Origin of the sequence: Gordonia sp. OPL2 (genome assembly GCF_003797825.1) — a bacterium.
In the GTDB taxonomy this organism is placed as follows: Bacteria; Actinomycetota; Actinomycetes; order Mycobacteriales; family Mycobacteriaceae; genus Gordonia.
In genome coordinates this window covers 1-20,157 of sequence record NZ_RKME01000051.1, presented here as the reverse complement: position 1 = coordinate 20,157, position 20,157 = coordinate 1, and the positions used below count along the sequence as shown (strand labels likewise).

Genomic DNA, 20,157 nt, shown 5'->3' with positions numbered 1-20,157 from the left:
GGGTGCGGGGTGGGGTGGTGATCCCGGCGCTCGCGGGATTCGTTCGAACGAAGGGAAACACGCATGTTGTGTGGTCGCCGCAGGGCTGATATGGCAGGATCTGCGGCAAGAATGACCGGGCGTCGGTGGCTCGGTCGTGCCGGGGTGCACCCATGACAGTGGGCCGCACGTTCGGTCGGGGCCGGGAATCCAGAAGTGTGTGGGGGATCGAGGGGAACCGACCGCGTCCGCGGTGCGTCCAAGTACCGACGACATGTTCGACGGACACGAGGTCCACGCGGCACGAAGGGGGGTCGGATCGCCATGTCGACACACGGACACACGTACTCAGACAGCACGTTCTCCGACAGCACACGGCGGCACGCGGAGGAATCCGCCGACGACGAGATCGACCCGTATGCATTGTCGACGGCCCGTTCGCGCTCCGGTGCGGTCGCCGTGACCACGACCTCGCAGGGACTGCCGGTGTCGATCCGGCTCGACAACTCGGCATTGGCCAAGGACCCCGCGGTGCTCGCCGGCGAGATCCTGCGGTTGTGCCGTCAATCGGCGATGGCCGCAGGCATCCGACTGCGCGAGCAACTGATCGCCTCGGGCGCGGCCCGCGACGTCGTCGATGCGATGAAATTGCCGCGACCGGATGATCTCGCCCGCGCCGAACAACTCGACGACCACGACGGGGGCGCCCCGACATCGTGGCTGCGACCGGTATAGGGGGGATCCGATGAGCTGGGCGATGGACGAACTCGAGGCGCGGGCGAACAGGCAGCTGGACAGCCTGCACGACCTGAACGAGAGGTACGCCGCGATCGTCGTGCGCGAGACGTCGGCCGACGATCTGGTGACCGTCGAGGTCGACGGCGTCGGGGCACTGACCGGCCTGTGGCTGGCCTCCGGCGCGAACGAACTCGGTGCCGCGCGGCTCGGGGAGCAGATCGTGGCGACGTCGGCGCTGGCCGCGCAGCGCGCCTTCGCCAAACGCGCGCTGATCACCGAGGAGTTCAACGAGTCGTTTGCCGAACTGTTGGGCACTCGGCCGGTCGATGGATGACGTGGACACCGCGTCGGTGCCCGGTACCGGCACGGACAGGGTCTCGACACGAGTGCCGGGAAATCTGTTCGACAACAGTGGAACCAGACGGAACTCAGGTGCGTCCAAAGATCAGAAGCACCGGAAAGGCAGGACAACGGTGAAGGGGAGGGAACAGCGATGGACAATGTGACGGTCGTGCCCGAGGTGGTCGAGACGTTCGGTGCGACGAGCGCTGCGATGGCGGCCGCTGTCGGCGCCGCCGGGTCGATCAATGCCGCGGCGAACACCGCGGTGATGGTCCCGGTGTTCGGCGTCATCGGTCAGGAGTTCCTGGCCTCGTTCATCGTGGCCCAGGCCAATCATCTCCTGTCCGTGGGCAATCTCGCCGCTGTCCACGCGGGCAGCGCCGCGGCCACCTTCGCCGGGTTGGCGACGTTCGACGCAGAGGACGCGTCGTCGGGTGCAGCGATCCGATCGGTCCTGTGACCGGGTCGCCCATCCCCGGCCTACCTGCCGGGATCCCCGATGTGCCCGCGATGTCGCGGATGACCGTGCAGGAGGTGATCGCAGCCTCTCCGCTCGGCCCGATCCTCGACACACCGGTGGGTGATGTGCTCGCCGGACACGGACTGCCGCCCCTACCGTCGCTGCCGCCTCCGGGCCCGCCCCTTCCCGGTCTGCCGCCGCTGCCGCCGATCAACATCGAGATGTTGATCAAGCCGATGACCGACCTGCTCGGCGGCTTCGGCACCGGTGACCTGTCCAGCGCCGACTTCGATCCGTCCGCCATCTTCCAGAGTCTGTCCAAGGTTCTCGAGACGACCATGTCGATGAGTTCCGGTGCCGTGAAGGCGCTCGACAAACTCTGGACCGGGTCGGCGTCGACCGCGGCGGTGGGGAAGTCGGCCACCGCGACCGCGGACACCGCCAACGTCACCACCCAGGGCACCGGGATGTCCTTCGACATCCAGGCGGCGGCCGGCATCGTCGGCGCGGGATTGGCTGCGGTGCAGGCGATCATCGCTGCGACGATCGGCAAGATCGCCACCACCATCCCGATCATCGTCACACCCGTCGGGCAGGGTCTGGCCGCCGGATTCGCCACCGAGGGACTCGCCGAGGCCACCACGCAGGTCGCGGTCACCCGTGCTCAACTGCTGGGACCGACCGCGAAGATGACGGCGAACGGCGCCCAGGTGCCGGTCACGAACGCGCCGGCACCGACGGGCGCTGCGCAGTCGCCGTTCGCAGTGGCCAGCACGGTCCTCGACGGGGTGTCACCGGCGGTGTCGTCGGCCACCGAACTGCCGTCGATGATCGCCTCACCGGTCAGCAGCATGTTGTCGTCGGCGAAGGTCGATCCGCTGACGACGGGCCGGGTCGATCCCGCAGGCAAGAACCGCGGACCGGACGGCGGCGGGCCGGGTGGCCCCGGCGGTAAGGGAGGAGCGACCGGCGGCGGAGGAGCGGTCGGCGCGATCGGCGGGTCCTCGCCCACGCCGCTCGCACCGCGGCCGTTCATGAGTCCGACCCCGGGGATGACCGAGCCCGCCGGTCTCGGACCGCAGCAGACGGCACGTTCGGCGGTCACCAGCACGGGCACCGTGCCCGCGTCGATGGCACCGATGGGAGCCGCCGGAGCCGCGCGCGGCGCCGGTGCGTCCAATGAAGAACACCAGGTTCCCGACTATCTGGTGACCGAGGACAACGGACATCGGGTCGTCGGCGACGTCCCCGACGCCGTGCCCGCCGTCATCGGATACGAGGAGGACGACGGTGAGGCGACGGCGGCGCCCGACATCGAGCTCCGGCTCGGGCCGCCGCCCGGAACCCTCCAGTCCTGATCTGCCGCACGACCCGACCCGCACGACCCGACTGCACGACCCGACCCGCACGACCCGATGAGGAGCCATGACCGACGCACAGCTGAATGTTGATCCCGCCGAACTCATCTCGGCGGCCGGACGTCTCGACGCATTGGCCGGCCGGCTCGAGCGGACACTCGGTTCGGTCGCACCCGAACTGATCGTGCCCGCAGCGGGTCGCGACGAGGTGTCGCAGACGTCGGCGACGACGTTCACCGCCGTCGCCGAGGCGTTCACGACGGATTCGGCCGGTGGGGTGGAGGAGCTCCGCAAGATCGCCGCAGTCCTCCGTGCCCAGGCGGACGGGTACACCCGCGGCGAGGACGAGGCGGCCGCCGGCCTCCGCAGCTGACGTCCCACCTACCGACACCACACGACACGACACGACACGAAAGGAGAGCCACATGGCCGGATTCACCGGCGTCGTCTGGGACGCACGCAGCACCGAACGGCTCTCCACCGAGCTCGGCGACGGTGCGGGCGCGGGGCCGCTCACCCAGGCGGGCGTGTCCTGGGCGCATCTCGCATCGGAGATGTCGTCGGCGGCTGTGGAGTACAGCTCCATCCTGGTGGCGCTGGGCGTGCACTGGGATTCGTCGCACACGAGCGCCACGTTCGAGAAGCTGACCCGCCTCGCCGGGTGGTTTGCCGAGGCGGCCGCGGTCGCCGGGCGCAATGCCGTCCGGGCAGAGTCCCAGGCCGCAGCAGTCACCGTCGCCCGGCTGACCATGCCCAACCTCGCCGAGGTCGACATCGCGGAGAAGGCGATGCAGACCGCCACGACACTCGGCGCCATCGCCCCCGCACTGGTGGGCGCCGCCGCCCACGCCGAGCGCGCCCTGCACGACCAGCGGATGCGGGCCGCGCGGGTCATGGACACCTACGAGTCCGCAACCGAACCGGCCGCTCGCCCCTGGAAAGACGGTGCGGCGGCGCCGAACCTGGTCTCGGCGGCACCGCTGGGCGCCGAGCGCGCAGCGCGCGAGACCGCCGCACGTGTGGCGGCGTCCCGTCCCACACCGCAGAACCCTGCTGGGCCCGCGCCGATCCCGGTCGGTGGCTTGTCGCTCGGTGTCACTGCGGCGCCGGAGAAGACACGGTATGCGCCGACGATCGTCGCGTCGGGCTCGCCGCAGTCGAGCGCATCGGCACCCGTCGCCCCGGCCGGTGCGGGCGCCGCCACCCCGTCGGGACCGATGGCGCCGATTGCTCCTCACGGTGCGGCAGCCGCCGATCGCGTGGTCGCACGTGGGGCGGTCGCCGACGATGCCACGGAGGAGACGGCGGCCGGAGCAGCCGCCGCCGACGATGGCAGCCCGGCGACCTGGGCTGATCTCGCCACCGCGGACACGTCTGTGGTGCAGCATGTCTCGGGGAACTCGGCATCCCGCTCCCTCGATCCGCGCTACCTCGACGAGACCTTGTCGCTCGGCTCGGGAAAGGGGGCGTGAGATGGTGTCGCACACCACCGATCGACGCGCGACCCTCGAGGTCGCAGCACTCCGGAGGCTCGGTGACGAGGCGGGTGTACAGACGTGGCCGGTGGTTCTCGACATGTGGAGTGCATCCGACGACGCCGCCGAGCTCGCCCACGTGGATGCAGCGGCAGACCGCGAACTCCACGCTCTGGGTCTCGTCGAGGACGGTGAACCGATCGCATGGATGGCCACCGCGCTCCGGGTTCTCGGGGCCGCTGAACGCCAATTGGAGATCCGCACCGTCACGTCTGCGCGGACGGAACGCGACATACCCCGGATGCGTCGGGTGTGCCTGGCGCGCAACGGTCACGATCATGTGCTGGCCGCACGGGACGGTGTCGCCGTGGACGTCCGGCTCGTCGAACTCAGCTCGGAAGACGAGGTGGGCGGACTCGTCGCCCGAGAACTGGATTCGGCCTCCGCGCCTGCCTCGTTCGCAGGGTTCAGTGCTCCCGCAGACGATCTCGCGGGGCGGCTCGCCGACTGTGCGACCGCCCACGACGCCGCAGACGCGCTACACGCACTGGGGGCACCCGGCTCCGATGCGGTGGCCATCGCGGCGGCGTTGATGAGCTGTCACACCCGATCGGAGATCGTCGCGGTCTCCTGGTCCGGTGGGGTCAGTACGCAATCTTCTGGGGCCCTGGCGGTCTTCGACACCGACAGGGGTCGGGTCGTCGCCAGTCCCAGCAAGTCTCCGGACGGGCGGGTGTGGACCACCCTCTCTCCGGGTGGTGGTCATCGGATCGCGCAGGCCGTCGGCCTGCTGATCGAGACCCTGCCCGAGGGACGGTGGATGCCGTGACCTGGGCGGGGGGAACTGTCAGGGTATCTGTGCGCTCGACGCCGAGAGCACCGCGAGCGGGCCGCATCGTGTTGATACCACCGAGGCATCGCGGTGCGGTGCCGTCACACAGGAGGAAACGATCATGACAAGTCCGGGTAACGGATTGAATCTCGATGTTGTTGCCGCACAGGCATCATCGCAGTCGATCAGTGGGATCGTCGACACGATGCGCGGCATTCTCCGGCAGGTCCAGGGATCTGCCGACAGCGGTATGGCGACGTGGGGCGGGTCGGCCGCCAAGTCGTACAACACCACGCAGACGGACTGGAGCGCCACCGCGGGCAAGCTGCAGGCCGCACTCGATGAGATCGAGGGCAAGCTGACCACCGGCTTCAAGGGATACGCCGAGCACGACGACGACCTCGCGCAGTCGATCTCGGCCAGCACCGGCGGCCACCTCACCCTCTGATCGCCTCATCCACCTCACAAGGAGTTCTCATGTCTGATCCCATCAAGTACGACTTCGCCGGCCTCGACACACTCTCCGGCGACCTGAACCGCCACTTCGCAGCACTCGGCAACCTGGCCGACCAGCTCAAGAGCGAGGTCAACAAGCTCAGCGGCAACTGGACCTCCCCGGAAGGCGCCGAGGGATACCGCGTCGCCCAGGCGCACTGGGACAAGCTGTACGAGGAGGCCCGCATGCAGCTCGGCGGCCTCGGCAAGGGCGTTGCGAACGCGTCGGACCGGATGTTCCATGCCGACAAGGCGGTCGGGGTGAGTTTCCACGGCTGACCGTTCGTCGACGAGCGCCCACCTGGTCCGACCGGCGAGGTGGGCGCTCGTCGTCTGTCGTCGGTGAGGGCCGTGACGATCCGAACCGCCAATCGCACCGCGCGTCCCCGGAGGGTGGACTAGCGTAGGGGATCGCTTCACCAGACGTTCGTGACGAGCGAGTCGGGCAGCGATCCTGTCACCGGCTCGGATAGGGGAGGTTCGCCGGATGGCAAATCCGCTCACCCGCAGGAAATCCATCGAGCAGTCGATGGCCGACACTGACGAGCCCGAACACAGTCTCCGCAAAGAACTGTCGGCATGGAATCTGATCGTCTTCGGTGTGTCGGTGGTGATCGGCGCGGGCATCTTCACGATCACCGCGTCGACCGCCGGAAACAAGGCCGGACCGGCGATCTCCGTGTCGTTCATCATGGCTGCGATCGCGTGCGCCCTCGCGGCACTCTGCTACGCCGAGTTCGCCTCGACCGTGCCGGTCGCCGGGTCGGCCTACACCTTCGGATATGCCACCTTCGGCGAGTTCCTCGCCTGGATACTCGGCTGGGACCTGATCCTGGAGTTCGCGGTCGGCGCCGCGGTCGTCGCCAAGGGGTGGTCCAGCTATCTGGGCAGCGTCTTCGGTTTCGCCGGCGGCACGACCGAGATAGCGGGGCATGACGTCGACTGGGGCGCCATCGTGATCATCGCCGTCGTCACGACGCTGCTCGTCCTCGGGACACGGCTGTCGTCGCAGGTGTCGGCGGTGATCACAGCGATCAAGGTCGCGGTGGTCCTGTTGGTGATCATCGTCGGCTTCTTCTACATCAAGGCGGACAACTACACGCCGTTCGTGCCACCGTCAGAGACCGGTGCGGGCACCGAGAAGTCGGTCGACTCCACGCTCTTCTCCCTGATCACCGGTGGCGGCGACAGCGCCTACGGCTGGTACGGCGTGCTGGCCGCGGCCTCGATCGTGTTCTTCGCCTTCATCGGCTTCGACGTGGTCGCGACCACCGCCGAGGAGACCCGCAATCCCAAGCGCGACGTCCCTCGCGGCATCCTCGGCTCGCTGGCGATCGTCACCGTGCTGTATGTGCTCGTCACGATCGTCGTCACCGGCATGGTCAACTACAAGCAGTTGGCCACCGGCGACGACGGTGACTCCAAGAACCTCGCCGACGCTTTCGCGCTGAACGGGGTGACCTGGGCGGAGAAGATCATCGCGATCGGCGCCCTCGCGGGTCTCACGACCGTCGTCATGGTCCTCATGCTGGGCCAGTCGCGAGTGCTCTTCGCGATGTGCCGCGACGGCCTTCTGCCCCGGTCGATGTCGAAGACCAGCGACCGGTTCGGTACGCCGGCCCGACTGACGATCCTCATCGGTGTCGTCGTCGCGATCGTGGCGGGCTTCTTCCCGATCGACAAGCTCGAGGAGATGGTGAACGTCGGGACGCTGTTCGCGTTCGTCGTCGTCGCGGCCGGTGTCCTGGTGCTGCGGAAGTCGCGGCCAGACCTCGAGCGCGGTTTCACCGTTCCCGGCGGCCCGATCATCCCGGTGCTGGCCATCATCGCCTGCGTGTGGCTGATGTTGAACCTGTCGGCCCTGACCTGGATCCGGTTCATCATCTGGATGGTGATCGGTGTGGCCGTCTACTTCCTCTACAGCCAACGGCATTCGATGGTCGGCAAGCGGGAGCGCGGCGAGGTCACCGACACCGTCGCGGCCACGGATTCGTCGCCGGAACGCTGACCGGCCATCGGGTGGGAGCCTGCGCAGCGGGGTCCGATAGCCTGAGTTGAACGCTTTCCGCGCTGGACGAATGACAGCGCCCGACGCGAACGACAAGGGGATCAGATGACGACTGCGCAGGCTCTGCAGGCCGACAGCCGCAACGGGATCGACTTCAAGGTGGCCGACCTGTCCCTCGCGGACTTCGGCCGCAAGGAGATCGAATTGGCCGAGCACGAGATGCCCGGCCTGATGTCGCTGCGGCGCGAGTACGCGGATGTGCTGCCGCTGAAGGGTGCTCGTATCTCCGGGTCGCTGCACATGACCGTGCAGACCGCGGTGCTCATCGAGACCCTCGTCGCGCTCGGAGCGCAGGTGCGCTGGGCGTCGTGCAACATCTTCTCCACCCAGGACCATGCGGCCGCGGCGATCGTTGTCGGTCCGCACGGTACCCCGGACGAGCCGAAGGGCGTGCCGGTCTTCGCCTGGAAGGGTGAGTCGCTCGAAGAGTACTGGTGGGCGGCCGAGCAGATGCTGACCTGGCCGGGCGAACCCGCCAACATGATCCTCGACGACGGCGGTGACGCCACCATGCTGGTGCTTCGCGGCGCTGAGTTCGAGAAGGCAGGCGTCGTGCCGCCCGCCGAGGACGATCACCCGGCCGAGTACAAGGTGTTCCTGGAACTGCTGCGCGCGAGTTTCGAGGCGGACAAGACCAAGTGGACGACGGTGTCGGAGTCCGTGCAGGGCGTGACCGAGGAGACCACGACCGGCGTCCTGCGGCTGTATCAGTTCGCTGCCGCGGGTGAGCTCACCTTCCCGGCGATCAACGTGAACGACTCCGTCACGAAGTCGAAGTTCGACAACAAGTACGGCACGCGGCATTCGCTCATCGACGGCATCAACCGTGGCACCGACGTCCTCATCGGCGGCAAGAAGGTGCTGATCTGCGGTTACGGCGACGTCGGCAAGGGCTGTGCGGAGTCGCTGGCCGGGCAGGGCGCACGCGTCCAGGTCACCGAGATCGATCCGATCAACGCGCTGCAGGCGCTGATGGACGGATTCGACGTCGTCACCGTCGAGCAGGCGATCGGTGACGCCGACATCGTCATCACCTCGACCGGCAACCTCGGCATCATCACGCTCGCACACATGCAGCAGATGAAGAACCAGGCGATTCTCGGCAACATCGGCCACTTCGACAACGAGATCGACATGGCCGGCCTGGAGAACTCCGGTGCCAAGCGGATCGTCATCAAACCGCAGGTCGATCAGTGGATATTCGATAGCGGCAAGTCGATCATCGTCCTGTCCGAAGGGCGCCTGCTGAATCTGGGCAACGCGACCGGACATCCGTCGTTCGTGATGAGCAACAGCTTCTCGAACCAGGTGATCGCGCAGATCGAGCTGTGGACGAAGAAGGACGAGTACGACAACGAGGTCTACCGGCTGCCGAAGCATCTCGACGAGAAGGTCGCGCGCATCCACGTCGAGGCGCTCGGTGGCACCTTGACGAAGCTCACCAAGGAGCAGGCCGAGTACATCAACGTCGACGTCGAGGGCCCCTACAAGCCCGAGCACTACCGCTACTGAGGCAATCGATGTCGGGTCGCCGAGAACGGTGACCCGACATCGGAAACCCGACGGCCGGTGACCTGGCATCGGTGCCCGACAGCCGGTGCCCGACAGCCGGTGACCTGATGTCGAAATCCTGCCCACGGCGGTCGAATCGACGGGCAGGGGAGAGGCCGACGCCGAGGCAAGGCCGAACCCCGCCGGAAAGCCGACCCCGAGAAGCTACGTCCCGATATCCGGTTCGGATCCCGGGCACACGAACCAGACGCCGTTCTCGCGGGCGAAGTTCTCCTCGTTCTGCTTGGTGGTCGACCGTTGGTTGCCGAGCTCGACGTGGGTACTCACCTTGGATTCGGCGGTGTCGCCGGTGATGGTGACCTGGGACAGGTCCTCGAGGACGACGTTGCCGGTGATGTCGAGCGGTTTGGTGACCTGCGGTCGGACCGAACTGCACACGGCGGCCTGGATCCGGGTGACGTCGCGCGAATTGACCGCGTCGACGAAGGCCTGCATGGCGGTCCGGATGGCGCTGACATCGGTCTGGCTGGGCCGCGACTGACCGGTGTCGGGATCCGGAGTCGAGCTGAACGTGGTTGTCGGAGCGACGAGTTCGTCGTCGGACGAGCCGCGGGACTGGATGCCCACGGTGATGACCAACGCGGCGATGGCGGCGACGGCGATCACACCACCGATGACGGCTGCGATCACCCCGCCGTTGCCGCGTGGCGGTCGCGGCGGCGGGTAGGGCGGAGGAAACGTGCCGGGAAAGGGGCCACCCGGTGGGAGCGGAGGCTGCCCGGGTCCCTGGGCGTTGCCGTAAGCCGGTGGGAAAGGCGGCTGCGCGTACGGCGGCTGCGGATTCGGGTAGTGCGGACCCTGATACGGCGGACCCTGGTACTGGGGTGACTGTGCCCCTGGATGCGACTGCTGGCCCGGATACGGTTGCTGCCCCGGATGCGACTGCGGATGCGGCTGAGGGGCATACGGCTGCTGAAGCTGTGGCCCGGGATTCTGTGGGGCGGGATCATGCGGTCCGGGAGACTGGGACCCAGGCTGCTGCGCCGGATTCCAAGGTCCACCGGCGCCCGGTTCTGCGCCGGACGGATACGGCGATGCACCGCCCCCGGGGGGTGGCTGTTGGGTCATTCGGCACGTCCTTCCCGCGATCGGGCGTGATTCAGGCTATCGAAATCCCAGGCGTTCGGCACAGAAGGTCATTCGGGCGACAGATGCCGGGCCAACTCGGCAATCGGGGTGTCGACCGTGGCCAGCCACGGGGACATCCAATTCGTCTGCGCCAACTGCCGATACACCGCATCGACACGGAGTTGGAGATCGCGGTCGCGCTCATAGAGATCACGCGGACGGGTGTCATCGGTGGCCGCGCGACGTTCGGCGCGACCCATGGCGACCTCGGGCGCCACTCCGAGCAGCATGTGCCGGTCGGGGACCGGCAGCTCGAACCGACCGAACTCGAGGTCGCGCACCCAGGTCACGACCTCCCCGTCGGCCTCCTGGCCGAGCCGGGCGGCGTTGTACGCGGCGTTGGATGCGACGTACCGGTCGAGGACCACGATGTCGTTCTCCGCGACGGCCTTCCGGATCTCGCCGGCGGCGCCGGCCCGATCGAGCGCGAACATCATCGCCATCGCGTAGACGCTGTCGCGGAGGTCACCGTGCCCGCCGTGCAGCGCCTCGGACGCGATGTCCGCGGTGACGGAGGTGCCGTACCGCGGAAACGTCAGCGTCCACACGCGTTTTCCGCTGTCCCGCCAGTGGTCCACGAGCGCGGACACCACTGTGTTCTTGCCCGCACCGTCGAGTCCCTCGACTGCTATGAGTTGGCCCACGGTGGCGATGGTAACGGCCAGGGTGTCGTCGTCTCGGGTGGCCCGCGGGATACCTGCTGCGCCACTGGTCACCGCCATTCGACGCCACCGTACCGGCGCGTCCTCTCCGCGGTTCGGTCACGAAAGTGTCACCATTGAACGCATGAAACCGCGCATCCTTGTCGTCGACGACGACGCCGCTCTCGCCGAGATGCTGACGATCGTGCTCCGGGGTGAAGGTTTCGAACCGTTCGTGGTGGGTGACGGTACGCAGGCACTGACGGCGGTCCGTGAGATCCGACCCGATCTCGTACTCCTCGACCTCATGCTTCCCGGGATGAACGGCATCGACGTGTGCCGCGTGCTGCGCGCCGATTCCGGCGTCCCGATCGTCATGTTGACCGCGAAGTCGGACACGGTCGACGTCGTCCTCGGTCTGGAGTCCGGCGCCGACGATTACATGGTGAAGCCCTTCAAGCCGAAGGAACTCGTCGCGCGGGTACGCGCCCGGCTGCGCCGGACCGACGAGGAGCCGGCGGAGTTGCTGTCGATCGGACCCGTCGAGATCGACGTCCCGGCCCACAAGGTGACCCGCGACGGTGTGCCCATCTCGCTGACGCCGCTCGAGTTCGACCTGCTGGTCGCACTCGCCCGCAAGCCGCGGCAGGTGTTCACCCGCGATGTGCTCCTCGAACAGGTGTGGGGCTACCGCCACCCGGCGGACACTAGACTCGTCAACGTGCATGTCCAGCGTCTCCGAGCGAAGGTCGAAACCGACCCGGAAAATCCTGAGGTCGTCCTGACTGTGAGGGGGGTCGGCTACAAGGCCGGCCCGCCGTGATCGGTCGACCCCGCCGTCGCGTCAACAGCACCTTCGGGCGCATCACCCGCGCCGCCGGCAGAGTCGGTCGAGCCTTCGGCCGCATCTGGCGGCGATCACTGCAGCTGCGTGTGGTGGTGTCCACGTTGGTGCTGTCCTTTGTGGTGATCTTGATCCTCGTGTTCGTCCTGATCAGCCAGATCACCGATCGACTCCTCGACGTCAAACTCGCTGCCGCGACCGAAGAGGTCGAACGTGCCCGGATCGCCGTCGAACGCGATCTCACCAGCAGCGACGGCAACATGTCGGTGCAGAATCGGCTGCGCCAGACCCGATCGCTGCTGACCGACCGCGACGTCGACACCAGTGAGAACTCCGGCACCGTCGGCACGTTCGACACGGTTCTCCTGGTGCCCGGGACCCGCGACGACGGCAGCGACAGCGGTGTCGGTCCGACCACCGAGATCCCCGGCAATCTCCGCGACATGGTGCAGGGCGGCCAGGTCGCTTACCAGTACTCGTCGATCCCGAACGCATCCGGCGGCACGGAACCGGCCCTCATCGTCGGGACACCGACGAATGCGGCGGTGCCCGGACTCGAGCTGTATCTGGTGTTCCCGCTGACCAGCGAGCAGAACACCGTCGACCTCGTCCGCGGCACCCTCCTGACCGGCGGCGTGGTTCTGCTCGGTCTGCTCGCCGCCGTCGCCTGGCTGGTGTCCCGGCAGGTGGTGCTGCCCGTCCGGTCGGCCTCGCGGATCGCGGTGCGGTTCGCCGACGGTCGGCTCAAGGAACGCATGCCCGTCCGGGGTGAGGACGACATGGCGCGCCTGGCGATGTCGTTCAACGACATGGCCGAGAGCCTGTCCAAACAGATCACCCATCTGGAGGAGTTCGGCGGGCTGCAGCGTCAGTTCACCTCGGATGTGAGTCACGAGCTGCGCACCCCGCTGACGACGGTGCGCATGGCCAGCGACGTGCTCTACGAGGGGCGCGACGAACTCGACCCGGTTCGTAAGCGGTCGGTGGAGCTGCTCGACAAGGAACTCGACAGATTCGAGACCCTGCTCAACGAGCTGCTCGAGATCTCGCGACACGACGCGGGTATGGCCGAACTCGCAGCCGAGCGGATGGACATGGCGATCCCGATCGACGGGGCGCTGGCCACGGTGAGTCATCTCGCCGAGGAGACCGGCACCGAGCTCGTGCTCGACCTTCCGGCCGAGCCGGTCATCGCCGAGATCGATCCGCGCCGGGTGGAGCGCATCCTGCGCAATCTGCTCGCCAATGCGATCGACCACGGGGAACGCAAACCGGTCACGCTGACCATGCGGTCCGACGGTGACGCTGTCGCCATCACCGTGCGCGACAACGGCATCGGCCTGCGTCCCGGCGAGGAGAAGCTCGTGTTCAACCGCTTCTGGCGCTCGGACCCGTCGCGGTTCCGGCGTTCCGGGGGCACCGGACTCGGACTCGCGATCAGCATCGAGGATGCCCGACTGCACCAAGGCCGGCTCGAGGCGTGGGGCGAACCCGGCAAGGGCGCGTGTTTTCGGTTGACCCTTCCGCTCGTGCGCGGCCACAAGGTCCTCGGGAGTCCGCTTCCGCTCAAACCGGTCGGCGGCCATCCGCGGTCCACCTCGTCGGCCCCGCGTGGTGCCGTCGTGCCCAAGGCCGCGCCGGTGCGGACCGAACCCGACTCGGGTGAGGACGTCGCGGGCCCGCGCGCCGACAGCAGTACCGGCGGAGGTGGGGATGTCTCGTCCTGACCTGACCGCCGCTCGACGCCACGCGCGGTCCGTCCGGGCGCGGGGGCGTTCGGTGGCGACGATGGTGATGCTCGTCGTCCTGGCCGGTGTCCTCGGTGCGTGCGGGTCGATCCCGAACAGTTCGTCGCCGCAACCCATCACCGCGTTCGCGCGTCAGGGACCGACGAACGCGGTACCGGTCCCGCAGCGCGACATGGACCCGGAGTCGTTGGTGCGTGCCTTCCTCAAGGCCACCGCGGATCCCGACGGTGGTCATCGTGCCGCTCGCAACTTCCTCACCACCTCGGCATCGGAGCAGTGGGACGATCGCGGGGACATGCTCGTCGTCGACGAGATCAACGTGTTCGTCGATCAGCGCAGCGAGGATGCGGTGCGATTGCGCCTCATCGGCGACAACGTGGGGACGTTGAGGTCCGACGGGCAGTTGCTGCCGGCCACCGGTCGCGTCGAGACAAGTCTGGCGCTCACCCGTGTCGGCGACGAATGGCGCATCGACGGTCCGCTGCCCAGCGGGACGATGATCGAGCGCAATCAGTTCGACGCCGCCTACCGTGCGGTCACCCTGTACTTCACCGACCGGAATCTGCAGCGACTGGTGGCCGATCCGCGATGGCTCTACGCGGGGACCGACACCGAACCGACCGTCCTGATCAACAGGCTGATCGCCGGTCAGGCCGCCGACCTCGACGGGTCGGTCGACAGCGGGTTCCCGAACGGTGCCGCACTGCGGGGGCCGGTCACACAACTGTCGGGCGGTGGCGTGCGGATCGACCTGACGGGCATCGGATCGAGTTCCGTCCGGGACCGCACGGCGCTTGCGGCGCAGATCATCTGGACCCTGGACGGCGCCGACATCGGCGGCCCGTACGTGATCAACGCCGACGGCGGACCGCTGATCCCCGAGCGTGCCTCGGGATGGCAGACGGCCGACGTGAAATCGTTCGACCCGACGGCCGTACCCACCACCGACGTCGGCCTGAACATCATCCGGTCGGGGTCGCTGCTGAAGGTGACAGACACCGGGACGGTGCCCGTGGGCGGAGCGCTCGGCACGAGCAAGTCGGTGCGATCGGCGTCGATCTCGGCCGACGGTCAGCGGACCGCGGCGGTCGTCGCGCGCGGCGGTACCGATCCCCGGCGCGACCTCGCGATCGGACCGTACGGTGCCGAACCCGGCCCGGTGGTCACGGGCACGACGATCACGCGACCGTCGTTCGGCTCGGACGCCAACACCGTCTGGGCCGTCGTCGACGGCAAGCCCGTGCAGTGGGTCCGTGAGGAGACCGGCGCGAGTGACCGGCTGACCACCGTCGACGCCGCGTCGATCGCGACCGTCGCGCGTGGGGCGATCACCGAACTGCAGGTGTCGCCGGACGGGGTGCGCGCCGCGCTCGTCGTCGGGGGTCAGGTGGTGTTCGCCGTGGTCTCCACCAACGCGGAGGGCGCGGTCTCCCTGACGAGCCCGCGCATCGCCGCGTACAACATCGGCAACCGGGCGGTGTCGCTGGACTGGGCGTCGCCGACGACACTGATGATCGCGCGCGACGCCCCGGAGTCACCGGTCGTGCAGCTGTCCATCAACGGCACGCCGGCCGTCGGATTGCTCTCCGGCAATCTGTCGCCGCCCGTGCGGGCGATCGTGGCCAACCAGTCGACCGTCTACGTCGGCGACTCCCGTGGAGTGCTCCGATTGGGCAGTGCCAACGGTCAACCCGATCAGTACTGGACCGAGGTGGAGTCGGCGATGTCGCCCGGAGCCATCCCTGTGCTGCCCTGAGACCTCAGGCCCCCGCGACGACCACGACGGCGTGCACGGTGACGCCGTGCCGTGCCAGCACGCGGACCGATTCGGCGGACGTGGCACCGGTGGTCAGGATGTCGTCGACGAGCAGCACAGCCCCGCCGGTGGCCGGCCCGGGATCGGTCCACCGGTGGCGCAGACGGATCGCGCCCGACAGGTTGTCCACGCGACGGCGCGCGTCGAGGCCCACCGAGTCACGCGCCCGGGACGACGTGACCAGCAGATCCAGGGAGCTGACCCGCGGGCCGAGCCGGCCCGCCGCGACCCGCGACATGGCGGCCACCGGATCACCGCCGCGTCGTCGGGCGGAGGACCGGCGGGTGGGTGCCGGGATGAGCGTGAGCGTCTCCCCATCGGGGATCTCACCCCACCTCCCGAGAGTGACGACCGCCCCTGCCAGCGCGCGGCCCAGCGGCCGCGTGAGGTCGCGTCGATCGTGTTCCTTCACCGCGACGAGTGATCGTCGGTACGGTCCGCGGTAGCGACCGAGTGCCCATGCGTCGACCGGGAGTTCGATGCGTGGGTCGAGTCGGATCGGTGCGTCGGCGAGGGTGGCGGCGCACTCGGGACACCATGGCACGCCGGGGGTGTCGCATCCGCCACAGATCGTCGGCACGACGAGGTCGGTCCCCGAACGCAGGATTGTCGCGACGGCGGACGCCACGCCCGACCGCCGACGGTTCACCCCGCCACGATGTCATCGACCGGGTCGTCGCGCAGGCGTCAGGACCGCGCACACCGGATCTGTGGAGGGATCGAGGCGTGTGGACGGAGCGCCCGACACACCGGGTGCGGCGGCGAATGTGTCGTCGAGGTGACGAACGACCTCCTCGCCCAGGACTTCTGTCCCGACCTCACTGCCGACACGCCTCACGTTGGGCCGAAACGTGGCCAGGAAGCAAACATCGGGCTACCGTCGAAGGCACAGAAGGTAGCCGCCGCTTTTTGCGAGGAGGTGAGGCCCCTGCCCGTGAGTGCCAGCCGTCGGCTGGCATGGCCACGATTCCCATCCGATGACGACGAGAGCGTCAGCGCGACAACAGTTCTGATCCGTCGCTGTATCCAGTGCCACCTACTGACTCGGACGCGCGGTGCGTCCGAAGGCACACGCAGAAGCGGGCCACCGCCGACGGCGACATCCCACAGCGGCATCATGCCGCCCCTCCGTGGCAGAACTGACGCGCTCCCACGACTCTGGCGTACGTAGTCGGGCCGGGAACCATCAGAAGGAGGAAGTTGTTCATGTCAACAGTCATCCATCGCAAAGGCCACCGCGAATCCAAGGTCGGTGAGCGTCCCCCCGAGACCACCCGCGACAGCACCGCCGACAACTCCTCGTCGGCCGACGAACGGGCCTTCGACCCGAGTTTCGCCTTCGTCCGCCCGGCCGGCACGGTCGACTCCGCCGAACCCGCCGAACCCACCGCCAAGGTCGACATCAGCGGCCGCAACGTCGAGATCCCAGATCACTACCGCGTCTACGTCGGCGACAAGCTCGCCCGTCTCGAGCGGTTCGATCCCTCCATCTTCCGATTCGACGTCGAACTGAACCACGAACGCAACCGCCGCCAGTCCAAGGTCTGTCAGCAGGTCGAGATCACGGCGGTCGGCAAGGGTCCCAAGGCGCGCGCCCAGGCATGTGGCGAGAACTTCTATGCGGCTCTCGAAGCCGCTCTCGACAAGCTCGAGTCGCGGCTGCGCCGGGTCAAGGACCGTCGGCGAGTCTCCTACGGCAACCGGAGGCCGATCTCCGTGGCCGAGGCGACCGAGATCGGTGCACCGCTGCTCCGGGACGGCCAGATCACCGCACAGCCCGACGCGGACGCTGCCGATGCCACCGAGCCCGCCTGGGACGACGGCGTCGAACTCCATGAACCGGGCCAGGTGGTGCGGGTCAAGGAACACGAGGCCGTGCCGATGTCGGTGGATGACGCCCTCTACGAGATGGAGCTCGTCGGCCACGACTTCTTCCTGTTCCACGACAAGGAGTCCGACAAACCGTCCGTCGTCTATCGGCGCCACGCCTTCGACTACGGCCTGATACGTCTCGCCTGAGACCGATCAGGTTGCACTAAGGCGACCTGAGTACCATGGAATCCGGCCTGTACCGAGCTGCAGGCCGGATTTCGTGTGTTGTCGACATGAGTGAGGGACTCGATCAACGGTGCTGAACAAGCTGCTGCGCGTCGGTGAAGGCCGGATGGTCAAGCGTCTCGATGCGATCGCATCGCACGTGGAGACCCTCTCCGACGAGGTCGAGGCGCTGACCGACGCCGAACTCCGCGCGAAGACCGACGAGTTCAAGGAACGCCTGGCCGACGGGGCATCGCTCGACGAGCTGCTGCCGCATGCCTTCGCGGTCGCCCGCGAGGCCGCCTGGCGGGTGCTCGAGCAGAAGCACTTCCATGTCCAGATCATGGGCGGCGCCGCGTTGCACTACGGCAACATCGCCGAGATGAAGACCGGTGAGGGCAAGACCCTCACCTGTGTGCTGCCGGCCTACCTGAACGCGCTGTCGGGCGACGGCGTGCACGTGGTCACGGTCAACGACTACCTCGCCAAGCGTGACGCCGAATGGATGGGTCGCGTCCACCGCTTCCTCGGACTGGACACCGCCGTGATCCTCACCGGGATGAACTCCGAGCAGCGCCGCGAGGCCTACGCCGCCGACATCACCTACGGCACCAACAACGAATTCGGCTTCGACTACCTGCGCGACAACATGGCGCACTCGCTGGCCGAACTCGTGCAGCGCGGACACAACTTCGCGGTCGTCGACGAGGTCGACTCGATCCTCGTCGACGAGGCCCGCACCCCGCTGATCATCTCCGGCCCGGCCGAGGGATCGAGCAAGTGGTACGTCGAGTTCGCGCGGATCGCGCCGCTGCTCGAGAAGGACGTGCACTACGAGGTCGACATCAAGAAGAAGACGATCGGTGTGCACGAGGCCGGTGTCGAGTTCGTCGAGGACCAACTCGGCATCGACAACCTGTACGAGGCGGCCAATTCGCCGCTGGTGAGCTACCTGAACAACGCCATCAAGGTCAAGGAGCTGTTCCACCGCGACAAGGACTACATCGTCCGCAACGGTGACGTGCTCATCGTCGACGAGTTCACCGGCCGCGTGCTCGACGGGCGTCGCTTCAACGAGGGCCTTCACCAGGCCATCGAGGCCAAGGAACGGGTCGAGATCAAGGCCGAGAACCAGACCCTCGCCACCATCACGCTGCAGAACTACTTCCGCATGTACGACAAGCTGTCGGGCATGACCGGCACGGCCGAGACGGAGGCCGCCGAGTTCGACCAGATCTACAAGCTCGGCGTGCTGCCGATCCCGACCAACAAGCCGATGATCCGCAAGGACCAGACCGACCTCATCTACAAGACGGAGGAGGCCAAGTTCGACGCGGTAGTCGACGACATCACCGAGCGCCATCAGGAGGGTCAGCCCGTTCTGATCGGCACCACGAGCGTCGAGCGGTCGGAGTATCTGTCCCGCCAGCTGGCCAAGCGCGACATCCCGCACAACGTGTTGAACGCGAAGTTCCACGAGCAGGAAGCCCAGATCATCGCCGAGGCCGGCCGTACCGGTGCCGTCACGGTCGCCACCAACATGGCGGGTCGTGGTACCGACGTCGTGCTCGGCGGCAACCCCGACATCATCGCCGACACCCGCTTGCGCAAGGCCGGACTCGACCCGGTCAACACGCCCGACGAGTACGAGGCCGCCTGGCCCGAGGCCATCGAGGTCGCGCGTAGTGCCGCCGCTGAGGAGGCGGAAGCGGTCAAGGCGGCGGGCGGACTCTACGTCCTCGGTACCGAGCGCCACGAATCCCGCCGCATCGACAACCAGCTGCGCGGTCGGTCGGGCCGCCAGGGCGACCCCGGCGAGTCACGCTTCTACCTGTCCCTCGGTGACGAACTCATGCGCCGCTTCAACGGTGCGGCTCTCGAGTCGATCATGAACCGCGTCAACCTCCCCGACGACGTGCCCATCGAGGCGAAGATGGTCACCAAGGCCATCCGCAGTGCTCAGACGCAGGTCGAGCAGCAGAACTTCGAGGTGCGCAAGAACGTCCTCAAGTACGACGAAGTGATGAACGAGCAGCGCAAGGTCATCTACGGCGAGCGTCGCACGATCCTCGAGGGGGAGGACCACGCCGCCGAGGTGCAGCGCATGATCGACGATGTCGTCGGCGCGTACGTCGACGGCGCGACATCGGAGGGCTACGCCGAGGACTGGGATCTCGACGAGCTGTGGACCGCGTTGCGCGCGCTGTACCCGATCGCGCTGCAGCCCAAGGAGGTCGTGGGCGAGAACGAGTTCGGCGAGCGCGACGACATCACGGCAGAAGAGCTCAAGGAGATCCTGCTCGACGACGCCCACAAGGCCTACGACGCCCGCGAATCGGAGATCGACGAGATCGCCGGTGAGGGTGCGATGCGCCAGCTCGAGCGGACGATCCTGCTGACCGTCCTCGACCGCAAGTGGCAGGACCACCTGTACGAGATGGATTACCTCCGTGAGGGCATCCACCTGCGGTCGATGGCCCAGCGCGACCCGGTCGTCGAATACCAGCGCGAGGGATTCGACATGTTCAGCGGCATGCTCGAGGGTCTCAAGGAGGAAGCACTCGGATTCCTGTACAACGTGCAGGTCCAGACCGAGCAGGCCGCCCCGGCGGCCGAACCCGCCC

The 20,157-nt window shown here is 67.7% G+C and carries 19 protein-coding genes; 16 read left to right on the top strand and 3 right to left on the bottom strand.

The genetic code is table 11. The features are described 5' to 3' along the window. Positions 1–303 precede the first annotated feature (303 nt). The 11 genes from EEB19_RS25970 (at position 304) to ahcY (ending at position 9,259) form a co-directional block, all read left to right on the top strand. On the top strand, positions 304–714 hold the full coding sequence (locus tag EEB19_RS25970; protein ID WP_262365931.1) for a hypothetical protein: 411 nt from the start codon (positions 304–306) through the stop codon (positions 712–714). A gap of 10 nt (positions 715–724) precedes the next feature. After that, entirely contained in the window at positions 725–1,051 is a 327-nt protein-coding gene (locus EEB19_RS25965) for a YbaB/EbfC family DNA-binding protein (RefSeq protein ID WP_262365930.1), read from the top strand. 159 nt (positions 1,052–1,210) lie between these two features. Then, positions 1,211–1,519 carry a type VII secretion target gene (locus EEB19_RS25960; protein ID WP_187590215.1) on the top strand — a complete coding sequence of 103 codons (309 nt, stop codon included), beginning with the start codon at positions 1,211–1,213 and terminating at the stop codon, positions 1,517–1,519. A 50-nt stretch (positions 1,520–1,569) separates the two neighbouring features. Further along, a complete protein-coding gene (locus tag EEB19_RS25955) occupies positions 1,570–2,877 on the top strand; it encodes a hypothetical protein (protein ID WP_187590218.1) in 1,308 nt (435 codons plus the stop codon). Between the two features lie 67 nt (positions 2,878–2,944). After that, positions 2,945–3,250 (top strand): PE family protein, encoded by a 306-nt coding sequence (locus EEB19_RS25950; protein WP_187590214.1) that lies wholly within the window; start codon positions 2,945–2,947, stop codon positions 3,248–3,250. Positions 3,251–3,302: 52 nt separating this feature from the next. Next, on the top strand, positions 3,303–4,349 hold the full coding sequence (locus EEB19_RS25945) for a PPE domain-containing protein (protein ID WP_187590213.1): 1,047 nt from the start codon (positions 3,303–3,305) through the stop codon (positions 4,347–4,349). A gap of 1 nt (position 4,350) precedes the next feature. Continuing rightward, positions 4,351–5,181 (top strand): ESX secretion-associated protein EspG, encoded by an 831-nt coding sequence (locus EEB19_RS25940; protein WP_187590212.1) that lies wholly within the window; start codon positions 4,351–4,353, stop codon positions 5,179–5,181. A gap of 124 nt (positions 5,182–5,305) precedes the next feature. Beyond that, a complete protein-coding gene (locus tag EEB19_RS25935) occupies positions 5,306–5,632 on the top strand; it encodes a WXG100 family type VII secretion target (protein WP_187590211.1) in 327 nt (108 codons plus the stop codon). Positions 5,633–5,661: 29 nt separating this feature from the next. After that, positions 5,662–5,958 carry a WXG100 family type VII secretion target gene (locus EEB19_RS25930; RefSeq protein ID WP_187590210.1) on the top strand — a complete coding sequence of 99 codons (297 nt, stop codon included), beginning with the start codon at positions 5,662–5,664 and terminating at the stop codon, positions 5,956–5,958. 208 nt (positions 5,959–6,166) lie between these two features. Then, positions 6,167–7,687, top strand: a complete 1,521-nt coding sequence (locus tag EEB19_RS25925) for an APC family permease (RefSeq protein ID WP_187590209.1) — start codon at positions 6,167–6,169, stop codon at positions 7,685–7,687. A gap of 105 nt (positions 7,688–7,792) precedes the next feature. Beyond that, a complete protein-coding gene (gene ahcY / locus EEB19_RS25920; RefSeq protein WP_187590208.1) occupies positions 7,793–9,259 on the top strand; it encodes an adenosylhomocysteinase in 1,467 nt (488 codons plus the stop codon). Positions 9,260–9,463: 204 nt separating this feature from the next. Here the strand turns inward: ahcY and EEB19_RS25915 are convergent, their stop codons facing one another. Both EEB19_RS25915 and EEB19_RS25910 read right to left on the bottom strand, forming a co-directional pair. Next, entirely contained in the window at positions 9,464–9,949 is a 486-nt protein-coding gene (locus EEB19_RS25915) for a hypothetical protein (protein WP_187590207.1), read from the bottom strand. Between the two features lie 506 nt (positions 9,950–10,455). Then, positions 10,456–11,091 (bottom strand): dTMP kinase, encoded by a 636-nt coding sequence (locus EEB19_RS25910; protein WP_187590206.1) that lies wholly within the window; start codon positions 11,089–11,091, stop codon positions 10,456–10,458. Positions 11,092–11,224: 133 nt separating this feature from the next. Between EEB19_RS25910 and mtrA the strand changes: the two genes are divergently transcribed. From mtrA to lpqB, 3 genes are all read left to right on the top strand, one after another. After that, positions 11,225–11,911: an MtrAB system response regulator MtrA gene (mtrA, locus tag EEB19_RS25905; protein ID WP_187590217.1), complete on the top strand. Its 687-nt coding sequence runs from the start codon at positions 11,225–11,227 to the stop codon at positions 11,909–11,911. After that, a complete protein-coding gene (gene mtrB, locus EEB19_RS25900) occupies positions 11,908–13,659 on the top strand; it encodes an MtrAB system histidine kinase MtrB (RefSeq protein ID WP_316245488.1) in 1,752 nt (583 codons plus the stop codon). The genes mtrA and mtrB overlap by 4 nt, the downstream gene beginning before the upstream one ends. 61 nt (positions 13,660–13,720) lie before the next feature. After that, positions 13,721–15,436: an MtrAB system accessory lipoprotein LpqB gene (lpqB, locus tag EEB19_RS25895; protein ID WP_262365932.1), complete on the top strand. Its 1,716-nt coding sequence runs from the start codon at positions 13,721–13,723 to the stop codon at positions 15,434–15,436. A 4-nt stretch (positions 15,437–15,440) separates the two neighbouring features. Here lpqB and EEB19_RS25890 read toward each other — a convergent pair whose 3' ends face one another. Next, positions 15,441–16,145, bottom strand: a complete 705-nt coding sequence (locus EEB19_RS25890; RefSeq protein WP_262365929.1) for a ComF family protein — start codon at positions 16,143–16,145, stop codon at positions 15,441–15,443. A gap of 557 nt (positions 16,146–16,702) precedes the next feature. Here EEB19_RS25890 and raiA point away from each other — a divergent pair. Together raiA and secA are read left to right on the top strand one after the other, a co-directional pair. Next, the gene (gene raiA / locus EEB19_RS25885) at positions 16,703–17,515 is read left to right on the top strand and encodes a ribosome-associated translation inhibitor RaiA (protein ID WP_187590204.1); all 813 of its coding nucleotides are present in this window, start codon (positions 16,703–16,705) and stop codon (positions 17,513–17,515) included. Positions 17,516–17,624: 109 nt separating this feature from the next. Further along, the coding region (gene secA / locus EEB19_RS25880) for a preprotein translocase subunit SecA (protein WP_187590203.1) at positions 17,625–20,157 on the top strand (2,533 nt) is incomplete at its 3' end.

Coding starts and splice junctions, on each gene's coding strand:
- EEB19_RS25950 (WP_187590214.1), top strand. CDS start 2,945: ATGACCGACGCACAGCTGAATGTTGATCCCGCCGAACTCATCTCGGCG.
- EEB19_RS25925 (WP_187590209.1), top strand. CDS start 6,167: ATGGCAAATCCGCTCACCCGCAGGAAATCCATCGAGCAGTCGATGGCC.
- EEB19_RS25935 (WP_187590211.1), top strand. CDS start 5,306: ATGACAAGTCCGGGTAACGGATTGAATCTCGATGTTGTTGCCGCACAG.
- EEB19_RS25960 (WP_187590215.1), top strand. CDS start 1,211: ATGGACAATGTGACGGTCGTGCCCGAGGTGGTCGAGACGTTCGGTGCG.
- raiA (WP_187590204.1), top strand. CDS start 16,703: ATGTCAACAGTCATCCATCGCAAAGGCCACCGCGAATCCAAGGTCGGT.
- ahcY (WP_187590208.1), top strand. CDS start 7,793: ATGACGACTGCGCAGGCTCTGCAGGCCGACAGCCGCAACGGGATCGAC.
- lpqB (WP_262365932.1), top strand. CDS start 13,721: ATGGTGATGCTCGTCGTCCTGGCCGGTGTCCTCGGTGCGTGCGGGTCG.
- EEB19_RS25955 (WP_187590218.1), top strand. CDS start 1,570: ATGTCGCGGATGACCGTGCAGGAGGTGATCGCAGCCTCTCCGCTCGGC.
- EEB19_RS25945 (WP_187590213.1), top strand. CDS start 3,303: ATGGCCGGATTCACCGGCGTCGTCTGGGACGCACGCAGCACCGAACGG.
- EEB19_RS25930 (WP_187590210.1), top strand. CDS start 5,662: ATGTCTGATCCCATCAAGTACGACTTCGCCGGCCTCGACACACTCTCC.
- EEB19_RS25970 (WP_262365931.1), top strand. CDS start 304: ATGTCGACACACGGACACACGTACTCAGACAGCACGTTCTCCGACAGC.
- EEB19_RS25965 (WP_262365930.1), top strand. CDS start 725: ATGAGCTGGGCGATGGACGAACTCGAGGCGCGGGCGAACAGGCAGCTG.
- EEB19_RS25940 (WP_187590212.1), top strand. CDS start 4,351: ATGGTGTCGCACACCACCGATCGACGCGCGACCCTCGAGGTCGCAGCA.